The organism is Nesterenkonia sp. CL21 (genome assembly GCF_031705515.1).
In the GTDB taxonomy this organism is placed as follows: domain Bacteria; phylum Actinomycetota; class Actinomycetes; order Actinomycetales; family Micrococcaceae; genus Nesterenkonia; species Nesterenkonia aethiopica.
Window position 1 is genome coordinate 24,672 of sequence record NZ_JAUTWR010000008.1, and the last position, 16,358, is coordinate 41,029.

Genomic DNA, 16,358 nt, shown 5'->3' on the forward strand with positions numbered 1-16,358 from the left:
GGGGTCAGGAGGCGGACTCGGCACCAGCGCCGACCAGCCCTGCGGCATCAGCGGCGTCGGAGTCCGCCGCGTCGGCGAGCCAGTGCTCGACGTCGAGAGCGGCGACGCAGCCGGAGCCCGCCGCGGTGATGGCCTGACGATAGGTGGGGTCCAGGACGTCGCCGGCGGCGAAGACGCCAGGCAGTGAGGTCTTCGAGGAGCGTCCCTGGACCTTCACGGTGCCCTCGGACGTGAGCTCGAGCTGGTCCGTGAACAGCTCAACTCGGGGGTCATGTCCGATAGCTACAAACAGTCCTGTCACCTCGAGGGAGGACTCGGTGCCGTCGACCGTGTTGCGCAGCTGAAGGCCCGTCAGCTTGCCGTCACCCTGCACCTCGGTGACCTCGTGGTTCCAGAGGAACTCGATCTTCTCGTTGGCCTTGGCGCGGTCAGCCATGATCTTGGAGGCCCGCAGCTCATCCCGGCGATGGATGACCGTCACCTTGGAGGCGAACTTCGTGAGGAACAGTGCCTCCTCCATGGCGGAGTCGCCTCCTCCGACGACGGCGATGTTCTGCTCGCGGAAGAAGAAGCCGTCGCAGGTCGCGCACCACGAGACACCGTGGCCTGAGAGCGCCTTCTCGCCGGGGACACCCAGCTCGCGGTAGGCGGAGCCGGTGGCCAGGATGACCGCACGGGCGTGGATGACCTCGCCCGAGCCGATCGTGATCTCCTTGATCGGCTGGTCCAGCTTCAGCTCAGTGGCGTCCTCACGGCGGACGTCGGCACCGAAGCGAGCGGCCTGCTCCTCCATCTTCATCATCAGATCCGGGCCCATGACGCCCTCGGGGAAGCCGGGGTAGTTCTCCACATCAGTGGTGTTCATCAGCTCGCCGCCGGTCGTGACGGAGCCGGCCAGCATCACCGGGTTCAGGTTGGCTCGGGCGGTGTAGACCGCGGCGGTGAAGCCGGCGGGGCCGGAGCCCACGATGACCACATCGTGGACCTGGTCGGGAATCTGTTCAGTCACGTCTGCTGAGTCCTTCGCGTCGAAAGTGCGCCGGGGCAGGGCACCGGTCCGGGATCTGTTCCGAGTGGTGAAACCACCCGGTGGGCATGAAAATTCCAGGCGGTGTCCCGCCCAGCCCTGAGCAGGAGCGCGATGTCAGGGCCCTCGGAAGGTCACTCCACGACGATCTGCGCCACCTGGAGGTTGTACGGCAGTTCCGGGTTGTCCGGCTCGGCACGCTGCGGCAGCTCGGTGGTGTTGATGATGACGTACTGGCCCTCGGCGCCGTCGTCGAGCTCCACTGTGGTCTCGTTCCAGTTCCAGGTGCCCGATCCCACCTGCTGGGCGCCGTCGAGGCTGGCGGAGTCGTTGACGAGCACCTCGAAGGAGCCGCCCTCGGCGTCGCCCTGCTGGGTGATGGTCACCGCGGAGACCTCGGCAGGCTCCTCGAGCTCCAGGACGAGCGCCATCTGGGAGGTGATGCCGCCGAAGCCGGCTGACCCGAAGTTCAGCGTGTTCCAGGAGGTGGAGGTGTCGTCGTCGATGAGGTTCGGCAGCAGCGCGTCGGTCTCATCGTTCAGCCCGGGATCGCTGGTGACTAGGCGGGTCGCCTCGCTCACCGCGATCGGGCCATCGGTGCTCTCGTCTTCCGCGTCCTGACCCTCGTCCGCGCCGTCTCCGCGCTCGGCGGTCTCGTCATCCTCCTCCGCGGGGGCGTCGTCCTCGCCGCTGTCCTCCGGCTCCTGGGCGGCGTCGTCGTCGGCGGTGGTCTGCGGGTCGTCTCCCCCGCGCAGAGCGAGGAAGGCGACGACGGCGGCGACCAGGACCACGGCGACCAGCAGACCCAGCCCGATCCAGCGCCCTGCCCCGGCGCTGTCCTTCGACTCCGTGTCATCGGCCCCGGCGGCCCCGGGAGCTGCGGGAGCGGCGGCGTCCTCCGGGGGGAGCTCCGCAGAGCTGGCGTCCGGCGCAGGCGCGCCCGCGGGCGCGCCAGCTGCGGGGAACGAGGTACGGCGGTCCTCGGAGACTGCTGAGATGAGACCGGTGAAGCTGGGGCTGCCCTCGGTCTGTGCCGGTGCGGCGGCGGTGCCCGCCGGCTGATCCGAGGCCTGCGGGTCAGCAGGGCCATAACCCGGCACCGGCTCCTCCGGCGGGTCGTCGACGACCTCCTCGCCGTCGTCCTCCGCCGGAGCAAGGGAGACAGGTGCTGGGGCAGGGGCCGCCGACGCCTGGGCCGCGTCCTCCTCGAAACCGAAGGGACGCAGGGCGCCGGTGGCGTCAGCGGCGACGCCGAACTGGTCGTGAGCGTCGGCCTCAGGGCTGGGTTCCACGACCTCCATGTCCGCATGGAGGTCCAGCGCGGGCGGCTGCGGAACCTCTGTGGGCTCTGAGGGCCGGGCCGGATCGTCCGCGGCAGAGGCAGTCGGCTCGCTGAGGGAGGACTCGCTGGGGGAGTGCCCGCTGGGAGCCGACCCCTGAGGCGAGGTCGGGCCGCGGAGGGCGGCGGCGCCGGAGTAGACCGGCCCTGGTGGTGCCGGGGCGTCTGGAGACGACTGGGCGGCGTCGGAGGGTGAGGGTTCCTGGGCCGCCTGCCGCCTGTCGGCGTCGCGGTCAGTGCCCAGCCGACGGTTCAGCGACTCGGAGACCTTGTTGAGGAACGCAGGACGACGGCGCGAGCGGGCCCCGGACTCCTCCGGGGCCTCGTCCGCCTCGGGCGCCACGTCCTGCAGGCCGGCGTAGTACTCGGCGTCGTCCTCGAAGGTCTCCGGCTCCATGACGCGGGACTGACCGAAGATCTCCGATCCGAGCGAATCGGTGAAGAAGGGCTCCACATACGGTGCGGCATCCGGAACCACGAGATCCAGCAGGTCATTGGGGTGGGTCTGAGTGGAGATCAGGTAGGTGCGGTCCTCGGTGAGGCCGAGGTCCAGGACCTGCACCTCCGAGCTGCGTTCCCCGGTGGCGAGCTCTCGAGCGGAGGTGGCCACCTGCTTGGCGTTCTGGGTGGAGGCCAGCAGGATGCTGACTCCGCGGTTCAGCACCTGGTCGATGCCCTCGAAGACGATGTCCTGGTCCGCAGAGGTCACCACATGGTGCGTGATGCGGTAGCGACCTCCCACCACATCGCCGATGCCGAACGGCTGGGCCACGAATCCTCCTGCGTCAGTGATGCTCGATGCGAGCGCTCCACGGGGCGGGCGCCGCCGTCTGGAGGCGCCTGGCGGCCGTGGCACGCCGGCGCCCCTCCAGGTGCGCCCTTCTGGGGCCAGCCTACCGGCTCAGACGGCGCAGAGCCGGGATTCTGCGGGACAGCGGCTCGATGACGTCGGCGAACTCCTTGACCCGCATGGTGCGCAGCATGAGCACGAAGACCACGCTCATCACCGCACCCACCACGGCGCAGGTCACCAGGGCGGCCGGGATGGACTGCCAGGCGAAGCCCCAGGAGTATCCGCCCATCGCCCACAGCACTGCGGCGCCCGCCAGCCCCGCGATGACGGCGGCCCACCCGGAGCGGGCGTAGGCCGCCACCACGGTGCGCACGTCATAGTCGCCCCACCGGCGGACCACCCACATGTGGCACAGCACGTACTGGACCACGTGGAACAAGGAGAACAGGCCGATCACCAGGAACGGGAGCACCTCATTGGGCAGGACCAGGGCGCCGCCGTAGGCGCAGCCCAAGCACAGAACGGCGATGATCGTGTGCACCAGCATCGGGGTGCGGGCGTCCTCAGCCGAGTAGAAGACGCGCATCAGGTAGAAGTTCGCCGAGCGGAACGGCATGCCCAGCGCCAGCAGGATCAGCAGCTGACCGATGGCCGCACCGGAGAGGTGGGCGGTCTCGGCGGAGCCTCCGAAGAGCCGTCCCAGCGGGCCCGCGAGGACGATCACCGCCACCATGGAGAACATGACCGGGATCGCGAACAGCCGCAGCCCCTCGTTGATGATCTCCCGGGCGCGGCCATACCGACCCAGATCCATGGAGCGGGCCAGCTGGTTGAACAGCACGGTGGCCAGGGACAGCACGAACACCGAATGCGGCAGCACGGTGATCAGCTGGGCGGTGTTGGCGGCGTACTCGCCGGGGACGGAGGCGCCGCCGTCGAGCATCTGCTCACGGCTGGCCGTGGCGCCGGAGATCAGCCGCATGTAGAGCAGGTTGGCGATGTTGCTGATCAGCATGGTGGCCAACGTCCAGGCGGCGATCTGCCCCGTGGAGCGCAGGCCCATGCCCTTCCACCCGAACTTCGGGCGGATGGGGAAGCCGATCTTCATCAACGGCCAGATGAGGATGACGGCCTGGGCGGCGATGCCGATGGTGTGCCCGGCGGCCAGCCAGACCGTCTGCTGAGTGGTCCACTCGGCTGCCTGATCGGTGCCGGCGGTGAAGCGGCCGAACATCACGATGTAGCTGCCGATGACGCCGATGGCGATCAGGTTGTTCAGCACCGGGGCCCACATGTACCAGCCGAACTTGGCATTCGCGTTGAGGATCTGCCCGATCACCGCATAGAGGCCGTAGAAGAACACCTGGGGCAGGGTCCAGACGGCGAAGGCGGTGCCCAGGGCGAGCATCGGCTCCGTCCAGTCCTTGGTGAGCGCGACCATCAGCGGGTAGGCGGCCAGGGTGAGTAGGATCGTGAACGCCCCCAGGACGATCACCGAGAGGGTCAGCAGGCGGGACGTATAGTCCGCTCCCCGGTCGGGGCGTTTGGCGGCCTTGATCAGCTGTGGGACCAGCACCACGTTGAACATGCCGCCGGCCAGGAGCATGTAGATCACGTTGGGGATCGTGTTGGCCTTCTCGAAGACGTCGGCCACCAGGGCGGTGGAACCGATCGCCACGGCCAGCAGGGCGGTGCGGATGAAGCCCAGGACGCGGGAGATCAGCGTGCCGGAGGCCATCAGAGCGCTGGCGCGCGCCATGCCGCCCTGGGGGATGTGGGTGTCGGCGGGCTTGTCGCCGTCGTGCTGGCGGCGGTCCTGGTCCTCGGAGGTGTGCGGCATCGGCGACGACTATAACGTGTCCGCGATGACCTGCTGGGCAGCGTTGACGATGCGCCGTTCATTGGGGAATGAGAGTGTGCGCTCCAGGTCGTCCAGGTTCACCCAGGCGACGTCTACGGCCTCGTGGTCCGGGTCGTTCTCCGTGGTGAGCTCGCCGCCGACCGCCTCCAGCAGGAAATGGTGCACCGTCTTGTGCACTCGGTGGGTGGGGACGGTGAACCAGTACTCGATGCTGCCCAGCGAGGTCAGGATGGAGCCGGCGATGCCGGTCTCCTCCTCCACCTCGCGCACGGCGGCCTGCTCGAAGTCCTCGTCGTTCTCCGGGTGCCCCTTGGGCAGGCACCATTCGAGCCGGCCTCCCCGGTTGTACCGGGCGATGATGGCCGCCTCGAAGCCCTGTGCGGCCGGGCGGATCACGACGCCGCCGGCGCTGACCTCTTCCACGGTGGGGAGGTGCCCGCCGCCGCGCGGCGGCTTCGGGACCGGCACACGACGGGAGCCCATCGACACCGTCAGCGGCGTCTGGGGTTCGTCGCCGGTCTCCGTTCCGTTCATGGTGACTACTCTAACGGGAAGAGGCTCGAGCTCAGCGCCTCCTGAGGTTCTCCGCGGCGTGCTCTGCACCGGAGCCGAGGAGCGGTCGCGCCTGTGGGAAACTGTCTCTGTCATGCCTTATCTCCCAGCTGGATTTCCCGACGGCGCCTGGCTGCCCGACGTCGTCGTCGCACTCGGTGAACAGTTCGCCTCCCACGGCCATGAGCTCTCCCTGGTGGGCGGGCCCGTGCGTGACCTCTTCCTGGGGCGCACCTCCCCCGATCTGGACTTCACCACGGACGCCACGCCGGATCAGATCATCGCCACCGTCGCCGGCTGGGCGGATGCGCACTGGGACATCGGCCGGGACTTCGGCACGATCGGGATCCGCAAGGGCGACGACACCATCGAGGTGACCACCTACCGGGCGGAGGCCTATGATCCGGCCTCCCGGAAGCCGCAGGTGCAGTTCGGCACGAACCTGGCCGATGACCTGGTCCGTCGCGACTTCACGGTCAATGCGATGGCGCTGCGGCTGCCGTCCTGGGAGCTGGTCGATCCGCACGGCGGGGTGAAGGACCTGGTGGCCCAGCGGCTGCGCACTCCGTCCACGCCGGAGGAGTCCTTCTCCGACGATCCGCTGCGCATGATGCGTGCCGCCCGCTTCGCCTCCCAGCTGGGGCTCGACGTCGCCGACGACGTCCGCGCGGCCATGACCGCGATGGCCGGAAGGCTGGAGATCGTCTCCGCGGAGCGGGTGCGTGAGGAGCTGGTCAAGCTGATCTGCGGGGCGCATCCACGGATCGGAGTGGACCTGCTGGTGGAGACCGGGCTGGCCGAGGCCGTGATCCCCGAGGTTCCGGCTCTGAAGCGCACCGACGACGAGCACCGTCGGCACAAGGACGTCTACCAGCACTCTCTGCAGGTCATGGAGCAGGCCGCCGGCCTGGAGACCGACGACGACGGTCCCGTCCCCGGCCCGGACTTCATCCTGCGCTTCGCGGCCCTGATGCACGACGTCGGCAAGCCGAAGACCCGGCGCTTCGAACCCGGCGGCGGGGTCAGCTTCCGGCACCACGACGTGGTCGGGGCCAAGCTGACGCGGAAGCGGATGCAGGCGCTGCGGTTCGACAAGGACACCATCAAGGCCGTCACCCGGCTGGTGGAGCTGCACATGCGGTTCTACGGCTACGGCGACGCCGGCTGGAGCGACTCGGCGGTGCGGCGCTACGTCACCGACGCCGGCGATCAGCTGGAACGGCTGCACCGGCTGACCCGCTCCGACGTCACCACCCGCAATCGGCGAAAGGCCGAGCGGCTCGCCCACGCCTATGACGACCTCGAAGAGCGCATTGCGGTGCTCGCCGAGCAGGAGGAGCTGGCCAAGATCCGGCCACACCTCAACGGCGAGCAGATCATGGAGGTCCTGGGGATCCCGCCCGGACCGCAGGTGGGGAAGGCGTACTCCTTCCTGTTGGAGCACCGGATGGAGAACGGTCCGGTCGCAGAGGACGAGGCTGTGCGGGTGCTCAAGGAGTGGTGGGCGGAGCAGGAGTGAGAACTTCCCCTGGAAGAGTCACTGAACGTCACTGAACTAGAGTGAGACACAGTGACGTTCAGCGATGGAGACGGGGGTCCGCCATGACCGACGCATCGAGCCCGCTGGCCCGCGTGGATCTCAACCTGCTGGTGGCGCTGGATGCCCTGCTGACTGAGCGCAGCGTCACGCGCGCCGCCGCGCAGCTCCGGCTCAGCCAGCCGGCGCTCTCGGCGTCCTTGGCTCGTCTCCGGGAGCATTTCGACGATGAGCTTCTCATCCGTCGGGGAAGCACCAGCCACCTCACCCCGCTCGCGGCTGAACTGATGGACCACGTCTCGACGGCGGTCCGTGCCGCCCGCCGGGTCTTCGAAGCCAACGTCGACTGGGACCCGCGCAACTCGCAGCGGGAGTTCACGTTGTATGGATCGGACCACGCCTTCACGCAGATCGGTGCCGAACTGTCCCGGATAGTCTCCGCGCAGGCGCCGCGCGTCCGGCTGCGCTTCATGCTGCACGACCACGAGACGGTCCGGGACGCCATGCACTCGCTGCGTGCCGTCGATGCGATGTTCCTCCCCTATGGATACATCGACGGATTCCCGCATCGAGAGCTCTGGCGCGACCGGTGGGTGATCATCGCCGATCCCCAGCATCCCCTGGTGAAGGAGGATGAGGTGACGGCCGACGCGCTCAGCGAGGCGGCGTGGGTGGCCACGCTGGACGGACTCGCCGACTGGACGGTCCCCGGCGGGCAGCTTCGCACCTTCGGGGTGACCCCCCGTGTCGCGATGGTCGTCGAGAGCTTCTCCGCTCTGCCCTACATCGTGTCCGGGACCGATCGGATCGCCGTCATGCAGCGGGGCGTAGCCATGGAGGCCCAGGCCCAGGGGACCGTGTCCGTCCTGGCTGCTCCGCAGTTGGACGCGGAGCTCGTCAACGCCGTCTGGTGGCACCAGGTGCACGAGGCCGACCCTGAACATCAGTGGCTCCGGATCCAGCTCCGCAAGGCCGCTCAGGCCCTCGGTGCACGGCTCGGTGATGCCAGGTATCGCCGATCCTGATGAGAGTGTGATCCAGCCCACAGGATACTGGAACTGAGGCGGAGCACCGCCGCTTCATGTTCCGACGATGGAGGGCTGGACCATGACCACTCACAGGTATCGACGTTGGGGCCGCGTGATCGGAGTCTCCACCGTGGCGGCGCTGGGGCTGTCCGCGTGCGGCGGCGGAGCAGGCGGCGAATCCGGTGGTGACGGCAGCGGTTCGTTCTCCTTCACCTATGCAGCGTCCAACACTCTCGACAGCCCCTGGGAGGCGCTCGCCGAGGCGTATATGGAGGAGAATCCCGACGTCAGCATTACGCTGAACTCTCAGCCCAACGACAGCTACGGGGAGTCCCTCCGGACGCAGCTCCAGGGTGGCAACGCCGCCGATGTGATGCAGACGGTTCCCGGCACGGGGCAGACCCGCGGCGTTGTAGCCCTGGCCGAAGCAGGATTCCTCGCCCCGCTGGACGACGCCGTCGGAGACTTTCTCCCGGAAGGAAGCCACGACCAGTACGTCTACGAGGGTCAGTACTACGGCGCAGCCCCTGGCCTGGCGCTGAACGGACTCGTCACCAATCAGACCGTGGCCGAGGAGCTGGGGTTGGAGACCTTCCCCGAGACGTTCGAGGACCTTGTCGCGACCTGCGAGGACGTGGCTTCCGACGGCGACAATCTCCTGGTTCTGGCGGGCGGGACGCCGCAGAACTCCGGAGTCACGGCGCTGATGGCGGCGTCCACAGCCGTCTATGCGGTGGATCCGGAATGGAACGAGAAGCGCGCCGCAGGCGAAGTCACCTTCGCGGACAGCGAGGAATGGCACCAGGCTCTCGACGACGTGATGGCCATGATCGATGCGGAATGCTTCCAGCCTGGTGCCGAGGGCGCCGGATTCGACGTGCTCACTGATTCGTTGGTCCGAGGGCAGGCCATGGCGATGTTCGGTCCCGGAGGTGCGGCTCCCGAGCTTGAGCAGGCTCATGACGGACTCGAGTTCGTGCTCAACGCCTTCCCTCCCCATGAGGGGCAGCGACCGTCGCTTCAGGTCTCGGCCAATTACCTTGTGTCGCTCAACGCCGACGCAGCGGAGAACGAGGCGGCGAAGGACTTCATCGACTGGCTGCGTGATGACGATGCGTTGGAGATCTACGCAGACGTCTCGGACGCTTTGCCGGCGGATCTGGATGACTACGACTTCGCGGGCAGTTCGTACGCACCGGTGGAGGACCTGCTCCTGGAGGGCGACTACTACGCGCCCTTCGCCAACGACGAGTGGCCCAATCCGGCCATCTACGAGGCGCTGGGCAGCGGCGTCCAGGGCCTGCTCACCGGCCAGAAGACTCCGGAGCAGGTGCTCACCGACATGGACGACGCCTGGGGGGAGTGAGAGATGACCATGGCCCAGGTCCGCGATGGTGAGCCCGCTTCCCGATCAGGCCAGGCCGCCCATGATCCTCATGCCCTCAGCACTGTCCTCCGCGATCAGGAGGGCCCCTCGCCATCGGGTCCAGAGCCTGCCGCGAGGAGCGTCGGTCGAACCCGGGTGCCCCACGGCAGTCGGACGCGCTTCGGGCGGTGGTGGTGGGCGCTTCCTGGCGTCCTGCTGGTCTTCAGCGTCCACTATCTCGCGACCGCGTTCGGCGGGGTCTACGCCTTCACCGACTGGAGCGGAATCGGCGGCTTCGACTGGATCGGGCTTCAGAACTTCGGTGAGATCTTCTCCGACTCCTCGATGCTCCGGGCGCTGTGGAACACGCTGTTTCTGGCCTTCGGGTCAGTACTGGTGGCCAACGTCCTCGGTCTCGCATTGGCTCTCGGGCTCAACCGCGGGCTGAAGACTCGCTACTGGCTCCGGGTGCTGTTCTTCATGCCGGTCGTGCTGTCACCGTTGGCCACGGCCTACGTCTGGAGATACATCTTCGAGTTCAACGGCCCCATCAACACCGCACTGGCTGCTGTCGGGTTGGGTGACTTCGCTCGTGCCTGGGTCGCGGATCCGACGTTCGCGATCTGGGTGGTGCTGTTGGTCATCGCCTGGCAGACCACCGGCATCCCGATGGTCATCTATATGGCCGGACTGGCGGGCGTCCCCCAGGAGATGGAGGAGGCCGCCGCGATCGACGGAGCCTCGACGCTCCAGCGGCTCTGGTTCGTCATCCTGCCGACCCTCCGGCCAGCGATCGCCATCTCCACCATTCTGGGGATCGTCAATGGGCTGCGGATATTCGACCCGATCATGGCGATCACGGGCGGGGGTCCCGCCGGAGTCACGGAGAACTTGGCCACGGTGGTCTACAAAGAGTCGTTCGCTCTCGGGAACTTCGGGTACGGCGCGGCTCTGGCCCTGATCCTGACCGTCATCATCATCTTCTTCGCGGTGATCCAGCAGCGCATCACCCAGGGACCGAAGGACTGACCCATGTTTCGGTACACCGCATCCACTGCTGTCCGTGAAGTCAGCCTCTGGCTGATCGCGATCCTGTACATCCTGCCGTTCTTCTTCGTGATCTCGATGGCGCTGAAGGACGACGCCGAGGTGTTCGGCACCTCACCATTCGCTCTGCCCGAGACTCCCAGCCTCAGCAGCTTTCAGAACGTGCTGACCGCCACGGGAAACTCCGACGTCCTGGCAGGCCTGACGAACAGCATCATCATGACCGGCGGATCCGTGCTGTGCCTGATCCTGCTCGGTTCGCTCGCCGGATACGTCATCTCCCGCAGCGCCTCGCCTCGGTGGAGCCGCTCGACGTACTACCTGTTCCTGGTGGGCATCATCCTTCCGCCGCAGCTCGCGACGGTCCCGCTGTACATCGGCGCCACCACACTGGGGCTGACGGGGTCGGCCTGGGGCATGATCGTGCTCTACACCGGAATGATGCTTCCCCTGGCGACCTTCCTCTATGCCGGCTTCTTCCGAGGTCTCGGCACTGAGTATGAGGAAGCGGCACTGATCGACGGTGCCAGCCGAAGCCAGATCTTCTTCCGAGTGGTGCTGCCCCTGATGTCCCCGGCCACCGGAACGGTGGCGATCTTGGGCGGACTGATCATCTGGAACGACTTCTTCACGGCGCTGGTCTTCCTCGGGGGCTCTGAGGTCCAGACGCTGCCGGTCGCCATGTACTACTACGTCGGGTCGCTGGTCTCGCAATGGAACCAGATCTTCGCCATCGTCATCATCTCGATGGTCCCCATCCTGGCGCTCTACATGTTCGCGCAGAAGAAGTTCATCCAGGGCTTCGCCGGCGGGCTCAAGGGATGAGCGCCGCAGCCAACGACGACAAGCCACCAGTTGGAACCTCAGTGACAGGAGTATGTCCCATGTACCAGCTCGCTCCGAACATCGAGCTGCTCTTCACAGAAGCCGGAGACTATCCGGATCGCGTTCGAGCCGCCGCTGCCGCGGGGTTCGATGCCGTCGAGATGTGGGGTCCGACCGGGGTCGACGCACCAGCGAGGCCGAAGGATGTGCCCGCGTTGAAGGACGCCCTCCAGGAGACCGGGGTGAGCTTGGTCTCCCAGCTCGCGGAGCCCCGAACTCAGTTCATGATCCCTCCCCGAGATCACTCGGAGTTCTTCCGGAAGCTCGATGAAGGGGTGGAGATCGCGCAGACATTGGGCTGTCCGAGGATGGTGGTGGGCAGCGGCACCGGTTTCGGCGGGATGAGTCGCCAGGCGCAGCTGGACGCGCTCATCGAGATCTACCGGAATGCCACCGCACAGATCGCAGGTTCTGGGATCTCTCTGGTCCTGGAAGCAGTGAACATCCGAGTCGATCATCCCGGATCGCTGCTGGACCGGACCTCGGAGGCGGCATACGTCGCACGCGGGGTGGACTCACCGGAGTTCGGCGTCCTCTACGACATCTATCACTCGGCCGTGGAGGGCGAAGACATGGCCGTCGAGCTCGCCGCCGCCGGCGACCTGGTCCAGTATGTGCAGCTCGCTGACGCCCCTGGCCGCGGCGAACCTGGCACCGGCTCCCTTGACGTCGCGGACCGACTGCGAATCCTGCGTGCCTCCGGGTACGAAGGGCCCATCGGGCTCGAGTACTACCCCACGACGGAGAGCGTGGAGTCCACACGTCTGATCGCGGAGCTGGCGGTGGAGGCATGAGTCGCTATCCGGAGGAGACGGACGTCGTCATCGTCGGCAGCGGCCCAACTGGTGCGACCTACGCACGCATCATCGCTGAGACCCGGCCGGGCACCTCGGTGGTGATGCTGGAGGCCGGGCCGACCGTGTCCGCGCCGCCCGGGGCACACGTGAAGAACATCGCTGACCCCGACGAGAGGAGCCAGGCGCAGCGCCGGTCTGCGGGGCCCGATGCGGACGCGGAGACCGTCGCCCACCCGGGCGAGGTCAAGGCCGGGCAGCTGCGGGCCCGACCGGGCACCTTCCTCGTCGGCGACGGCGCAGCCGGCGACGGCGACGACGGACTTCCCGTGGCCGCCCAGTCCTGCAACGTCGGAGGCATGGCCGCCCACTGGACCGGTGCCTGCCCGCGCCCTCGCGAGGGGGAGAGGGTCGGGTTCCTCCCTGACCTGGACGCGCTGCTCCACGAGGCCGAGCGACTCCTGGGTGTGACGTCACAGGCGTTCGAAGACTCTCCCTTCGGGGATCTCATCGTCTCGCGGCTCGCTGCCGAGCTCGACGGCGGTCGTGCGCCAGAGGCCCGGGTTGGCCCGATGCCCCTTGCCGTCCACCGGCGCGAGGATGGGGCCCTCGTGTGGGCAGGATCCGATGTCGTGCTGGGCGATGTCACGCGCGCCGACCCAGGGTTCCGGCTGGTCGACGAATCCCTCGTCACCAGGGTCCTCGTAGAGGACGGACAGGCCGCAGGGGTGGAGGTGACCGATCGTACGAGCGGCACGACTCATATCATCCGGGCCGCCCACGTCGTCGTCGCCGCGGACGCCCTGCGCACCCCGCAGCTGCTCTGGGCCTCCGGCATCCGGCCGACAGCCCTCGGCCGATATCTGAACGACCAGACCCAAGTCGTGTTCGCGGTCCGGCTCCGTGACGTCGTGGACCGCGCTGGGGAGCAGTCGGCCCAGGCTGAGCCCGGCATGGGGCTCAGCTCCACCAGCGGGGTGACCTGGGTGCCGTACACCGACGATGAGCCATTCCATGGCCAGATCATGCAGCTGGACGCCTCACCAGTACCTGTCGCCGAGGACGACCCGGTGCTGCCCGGCTCCGTGGTCGGGCTGGGGCTGTTCTGCGCGAAGGACCTGTCTCCCGAGGACCGCATCGACTTCTCGGACGAGCGCACGGACGCCTTCGGACTGCCTGCCCCCACCATCCGGTACCGCCTGTCCGAGAAGGATCACCGGGAGCTGCGTCGGGCACGGGAGAGGATCGTCCGATGGGGTCGGGCCATCGGCGAGCCGCTCGATGACTCCCCCTTCACGCTCCCGCTGGGATCGTCGCTGCACTATCAGGGGACTACTCGCATGGGTCTGGAGGACGACGGATCCAGCGTCTGTCGACCGGACAGCGAGCTCTGGGACGTGCCGGGGGTCTTCGTGGCGGGGAACGGCGTGATTCCCACCCCGACAGCGTGCAACCCCACGCTCACATCCGTTGCGCTGGCCGTCCGCGGCGCGCGCGAGATCGCCCGGCGGCTCTCGGGAGACGCCGAACGCGGTCGATCACAGACATGGGCGCGAGCGCCGCTCGCCTCGCTGACAGAAGGAGGATCACATGATTCCTGATCGGATCATCGAACAGGGGACGCTGCAGAGCAGCGGCCCACGGGTATCTGTGGAGGTGCGGATTCCGTGGTACCGGTCGCTCCCGGCCTCCTGCATCGCCGGAGCGGACCTGAGCATCGACGGACATGCCGTGCCCGAAGACTCGCTGCGATGGGAGATGAACGGACGGACCTTCACCTTCGACGAGATGGCCGAGGTGACCGACGAGTGGTGGTTCCCCGTCGACTCCGCGGTGCTCTCTGGTGCTGCGGACATCGCGGACGGAACAGAGCACTCGGTTGCCGTCGACCTCTCGCTCTACATCCCGTACATCATCATCGGCGACGGCGAGGTCCTCCGCATCCATGAGCATGACGAGAAGACGATGAAGGTGGTGTCCGCATGAGCGGCCAGCTCGGCACGCCCGTCCAGGGCGTCACTCTCTACAGCTTCACCCGTCCGTTCCACGGGCGCGAGTATGATCTCGAGGCGCTGATCAGGAAGGTCGCGGCTGAGGGCTACGGACCCGGTCTGGAGCTCATCGGCTTTTCGAGCATCAAGGGCTTCCCCGCCGTCGACGACCGGTTCGCCGGGTGGTTCCGCGAGCTGCTCCAGGAGGTCGACCTCATACCGACGTCCTTGGCGATCAACGCCGACATCGGCATCCATCGGGACCGTCTTCTCGATCAGGACGAGCTGGTCGACTACATGCGGCCGCAGATCGAAGCCGCGGCCGCACTCGGCTTCCCGGTGGCCCGGGTGCAGATCTCCATCACGCCGGACTCCATGGAGCGACTCGTACCGATCGCCGAAGAGAACGAGGTGACGCTGGCTCTCGAGGTCCATGCCGATCAGTACGCGTCCCACCCTCGCATCCTGGCGCTGCGGGATCGCTACGAGAAGGTCGGATCGCCGCTGCTGGGATTCACGATGGACTGGGGCGCCACTGTGACAGGCTTCGCCCCCTCACGGGTGGAGGCCTACCGGCGCCGAGGCGCTCGCGAGGAGTACCTGCAGGCCTTGGTGGACCTTTGGGACCAGTATCACCGGCAGGGCCCGCCCGCCGACCAGCAGGAGCACAACGAGCGCTTCGGCCGGTTCATCGGTCTCGCCGCAGAGCATGGGCATCCGGAGTTCGGCATCGACAGCGCCATCGCGGCCACCGGCCTGTTCGGTCCCGCACCCGTCGCCGACTGGCTCGAGATCATGCCCTGGATCCGGCATGTGCACGGCAAGTTCTTCGGCATCGACGACCACGGCGAGGAGCCCTCCGTGCCGGTGCGAGACCTCATCTCGCAGCTGGTGGAGAACGGATACTCCGGAGCAGTCTCCAGCGAGTACGAGGGCTGGCATTGGAACGATTGGCAGAGCCCGTTCGACATCATCCGTGATGAACAGGCCCTGCAGCGGACGGCTGCGGAGTCCTGCGGCTCTCGGATGATCACCAACGCCGAAGAGGCCCGCACCGTGCTGGCCGGGCACCACTCACACGCACGACAGACGGAGGCATCACGATGACAGTTCGCGACGGCATCGCTGGCACCGGCATCAGCTTGGGCACGACCCTGTACTCCCTCACGAGCGAATTCGCCGCGGGGCAGTACACCCCGGAGACCCTGATCCGGTCTGTGGCCGAACAGGGGATCGGGCCCGGCGTCGAGTTCAACATCGCCCAACTGCTGCGCACCTACCCGGACGTCGACCGCGACTTCGTCGATCTGTGGTTCCGGCTCCTCGAGGAATGCGGTCTCGAGGCGAGCGCAATCGGGACGAACCTGGATATGGGGCGACGCAAGCACCGTGACATGACGCCCGACGAGGAGTACGAGTTCTTCGCCCGCCAGCTCAAGACGGCCCACACCCTCGGGTTCCGACGTGTGGTGATCCGTTCCGCCGGGAAGCGGCTGCTGAGCAGTCTCCTGCCGCTGGCGGAGAAGTACGACCAGCTCCTGGGCTACGAGATCCATGCGCCCCAGGGGCCGAACTCCCCGGCGATCCTGGAGATCCGGGAGATGTATGAGGAGCTCGACTCGGAGCGGCTCGGCTTCACCGCAGATTTCTCGTCGACTATGCACAGTCTCTCGCCCATGCTGCTGGACCAGCTGCGCAGGATGGGGCTCGACGACGGTCACTTCGCGGTGATGGAAGAGATCTGGAGGCGCCCGGCATCCATGCACGAGCGCAATGAGCAGTTCGAAGAGCACCTGCGAGCCGACGGGATCGACCCGCTGCGCTTCGGGCCGTTCACCCGCCTGGCGTTCAACATGCACGGGCTCGTGCCGGCCGAGGACTGGTTGGACATCATGCCGCAGATCTTCCACGTCCACGCGAAGTTCTACGACATCGGAGCCGACGGTCAGGAGCCTGCCATGGACATCCCTCGCATCGTCCGGCAGTTCGTGGTCGGGGGATTCCAAGGGTACCTCTCGAGCGAATGGGAGGGGCACGCCTTCGCCGACCTTGGCGAGGCGGACCCGATCGATCTGGTCAAGAAGCAGCATGCGCTCATGCGCAGCGCCATCGAAGAGACCGTCCCGGCGCAGGTCTGA

General features: G+C 67.4%; 14 protein-coding genes. 10 read left to right on the forward strand and 4 right to left on the reverse strand.

The genetic code is table 11. The features are described 5' to 3' along the window. Positions 1-4: 4 nt before the first annotated feature. The 4 genes from trxB to Q7C18_RS11975 all read right to left on the reverse strand — a co-directional run bounded on the left by trxB (position 5) and on the right by Q7C18_RS11975 (position 5,503). Positions 5-1,009 carry a thioredoxin-disulfide reductase gene (gene trxB / locus Q7C18_RS11960; protein WP_311025573.1) on the reverse strand — a complete coding sequence of 335 codons (1,005 nt, stop codon included), beginning with the start codon at positions 1,007-1,009 and terminating at the stop codon, positions 5-7. 152 nt (positions 1,010-1,161) lie between these two features. Continuing rightward, entirely contained in the window at positions 1,162-3,138 is a 1,977-nt protein-coding gene (locus tag Q7C18_RS11965) for a hypothetical protein (protein ID WP_311025574.1), read from the reverse strand. Positions 3,139-3,259: 121 nt separating this feature from the next. Next, on the reverse strand, positions 3,260-4,999 hold the full coding sequence (gene murJ, locus Q7C18_RS11970) for a murein biosynthesis integral membrane protein MurJ (RefSeq protein WP_311025575.1): 1,740 nt from the start codon (positions 4,997-4,999) through the stop codon (positions 3,260-3,262). A gap of 9 nt (positions 5,000-5,008) precedes the next feature. Next, positions 5,009-5,503, reverse strand: a complete 495-nt coding sequence (locus Q7C18_RS11975; protein ID WP_070161660.1) for an NUDIX hydrolase — start codon at positions 5,501-5,503, stop codon at positions 5,009-5,011. A 163-nt stretch (positions 5,504-5,666) separates the two neighbouring features. On the opposite strand from Q7C18_RS11975, the gene Q7C18_RS11980 reads away from it, so the two are divergent. From Q7C18_RS11980 to Q7C18_RS12025, 10 genes are all read left to right on the forward strand, one after another. Beyond that, entirely contained in the window at positions 5,667-7,091 is a 1,425-nt protein-coding gene (locus tag Q7C18_RS11980) for a CCA tRNA nucleotidyltransferase (protein ID WP_311025576.1), read from the forward strand. Between the two features lie 83 nt (positions 7,092-7,174). Continuing rightward, positions 7,175-8,134 (forward strand): LysR substrate-binding domain-containing protein, encoded by a 960-nt coding sequence (locus tag Q7C18_RS11985; RefSeq protein ID WP_311025577.1) that lies wholly within the window; start codon positions 7,175-7,177, stop codon positions 8,132-8,134. An 82-nt stretch (positions 8,135-8,216) separates the two neighbouring features. Beyond that, a complete protein-coding gene (locus tag Q7C18_RS11990; RefSeq protein WP_311025578.1) occupies positions 8,217-9,503 on the forward strand; it encodes an extracellular solute-binding protein in 1,287 nt (428 codons plus the stop codon). 156 nt (positions 9,504-9,659) lie between these two features. Next, a complete protein-coding gene (locus tag Q7C18_RS11995) occupies positions 9,660-10,532 on the forward strand; it encodes a sugar ABC transporter permease (protein WP_311025579.1) in 873 nt (290 codons plus the stop codon). A 3-nt stretch (positions 10,533-10,535) separates the two neighbouring features. Beyond that, positions 10,536-11,375, forward strand: coding sequence for a carbohydrate ABC transporter permease (locus tag Q7C18_RS12000; RefSeq protein ID WP_311025580.1), 840 nt, complete (start codon positions 10,536-10,538; stop codon positions 11,373-11,375). A 59-nt stretch (positions 11,376-11,434) separates the two neighbouring features. Beyond that, on the forward strand, positions 11,435-12,229 hold the full coding sequence (locus tag Q7C18_RS12005) for a TIM barrel protein (RefSeq protein ID WP_311025581.1): 795 nt from the start codon (positions 11,435-11,437) through the stop codon (positions 12,227-12,229). After that, positions 12,226-13,830, forward strand: a complete 1,605-nt coding sequence (locus Q7C18_RS12010) for a GMC oxidoreductase (protein WP_311025582.1) — start codon at positions 12,226-12,228, stop codon at positions 13,828-13,830. Before Q7C18_RS12005 ends, Q7C18_RS12010 begins: the two co-directional genes overlap by 4 nt. Further along, a complete protein-coding gene (locus Q7C18_RS12015; protein WP_311025583.1) occupies positions 13,820-14,215 on the forward strand; it encodes a DUF6379 domain-containing protein in 396 nt (131 codons plus the stop codon). Before Q7C18_RS12010 ends, Q7C18_RS12015 begins: the two co-directional genes overlap by 11 nt. Beyond that, entirely contained in the window at positions 14,212-15,327 is a 1,116-nt protein-coding gene (locus Q7C18_RS12020; protein ID WP_311025584.1) for a sugar phosphate isomerase/epimerase, read from the forward strand. The genes Q7C18_RS12015 and Q7C18_RS12020 overlap by 4 nt, the downstream gene beginning before the upstream one ends. Then, positions 15,324-16,358, forward strand: coding sequence for a sugar phosphate isomerase (locus Q7C18_RS12025; RefSeq protein ID WP_311025585.1), 1,035 nt, complete (start codon positions 15,324-15,326; stop codon positions 16,356-16,358). Before Q7C18_RS12020 ends, Q7C18_RS12025 begins: the two co-directional genes overlap by 4 nt.

What these genes read in the sequence shown, in the direction of transcription:
- Q7C18_RS12015 (WP_311025583.1), top strand. Translation starts at nt 13,820, where the DNA reads ATGATTCCTGATCGGATCATCGAACAGGGGACGCTGCAGAGCAGCGGC.
- Q7C18_RS12025 (WP_311025585.1), top strand. Translation starts at nt 15,324, where the DNA reads ATGACAGTTCGCGACGGCATCGCTGGCACCGGCATCAGCTTGGGCACG.
- Q7C18_RS12005 (WP_311025581.1), top strand. Translation starts at nt 11,435, where the DNA reads ATGTACCAGCTCGCTCCGAACATCGAGCTGCTCTTCACAGAAGCCGGA.
- Q7C18_RS11985 (WP_311025577.1), top strand. Translation starts at nt 7,175, where the DNA reads ATGACCGACGCATCGAGCCCGCTGGCCCGCGTGGATCTCAACCTGCTG.
- Q7C18_RS11980 (WP_311025576.1), top strand. Translation starts at nt 5,667, where the DNA reads ATGCCTTATCTCCCAGCTGGATTTCCCGACGGCGCCTGGCTGCCCGAC.
- Q7C18_RS11990 (WP_311025578.1), top strand. Translation starts at nt 8,217, where the DNA reads ATGACCACTCACAGGTATCGACGTTGGGGCCGCGTGATCGGAGTCTCC.
- murJ (WP_311025575.1), bottom strand. Translation starts at nt 4,999, where the DNA reads ATGCCGCACACCTCCGAGGACCAGGACCGCCGCCAGCACGACGGCGAC.
- Q7C18_RS12010 (WP_311025582.1), top strand. Translation starts at nt 12,226, where the DNA reads ATGAGTCGCTATCCGGAGGAGACGGACGTCGTCATCGTCGGCAGCGGC.
- Q7C18_RS12000 (WP_311025580.1), top strand. Translation starts at nt 10,536, where the DNA reads ATGTTTCGGTACACCGCATCCACTGCTGTCCGTGAAGTCAGCCTCTGG.
- Q7C18_RS12020 (WP_311025584.1), top strand. Translation starts at nt 14,212, where the DNA reads ATGAGCGGCCAGCTCGGCACGCCCGTCCAGGGCGTCACTCTCTACAGC.
- Q7C18_RS11975 (WP_070161660.1), bottom strand. Translation starts at nt 5,503, where the DNA reads ATGGGCTCCCGTCGTGTGCCGGTCCCGAAGCCGCCGCGCGGCGGCGGG.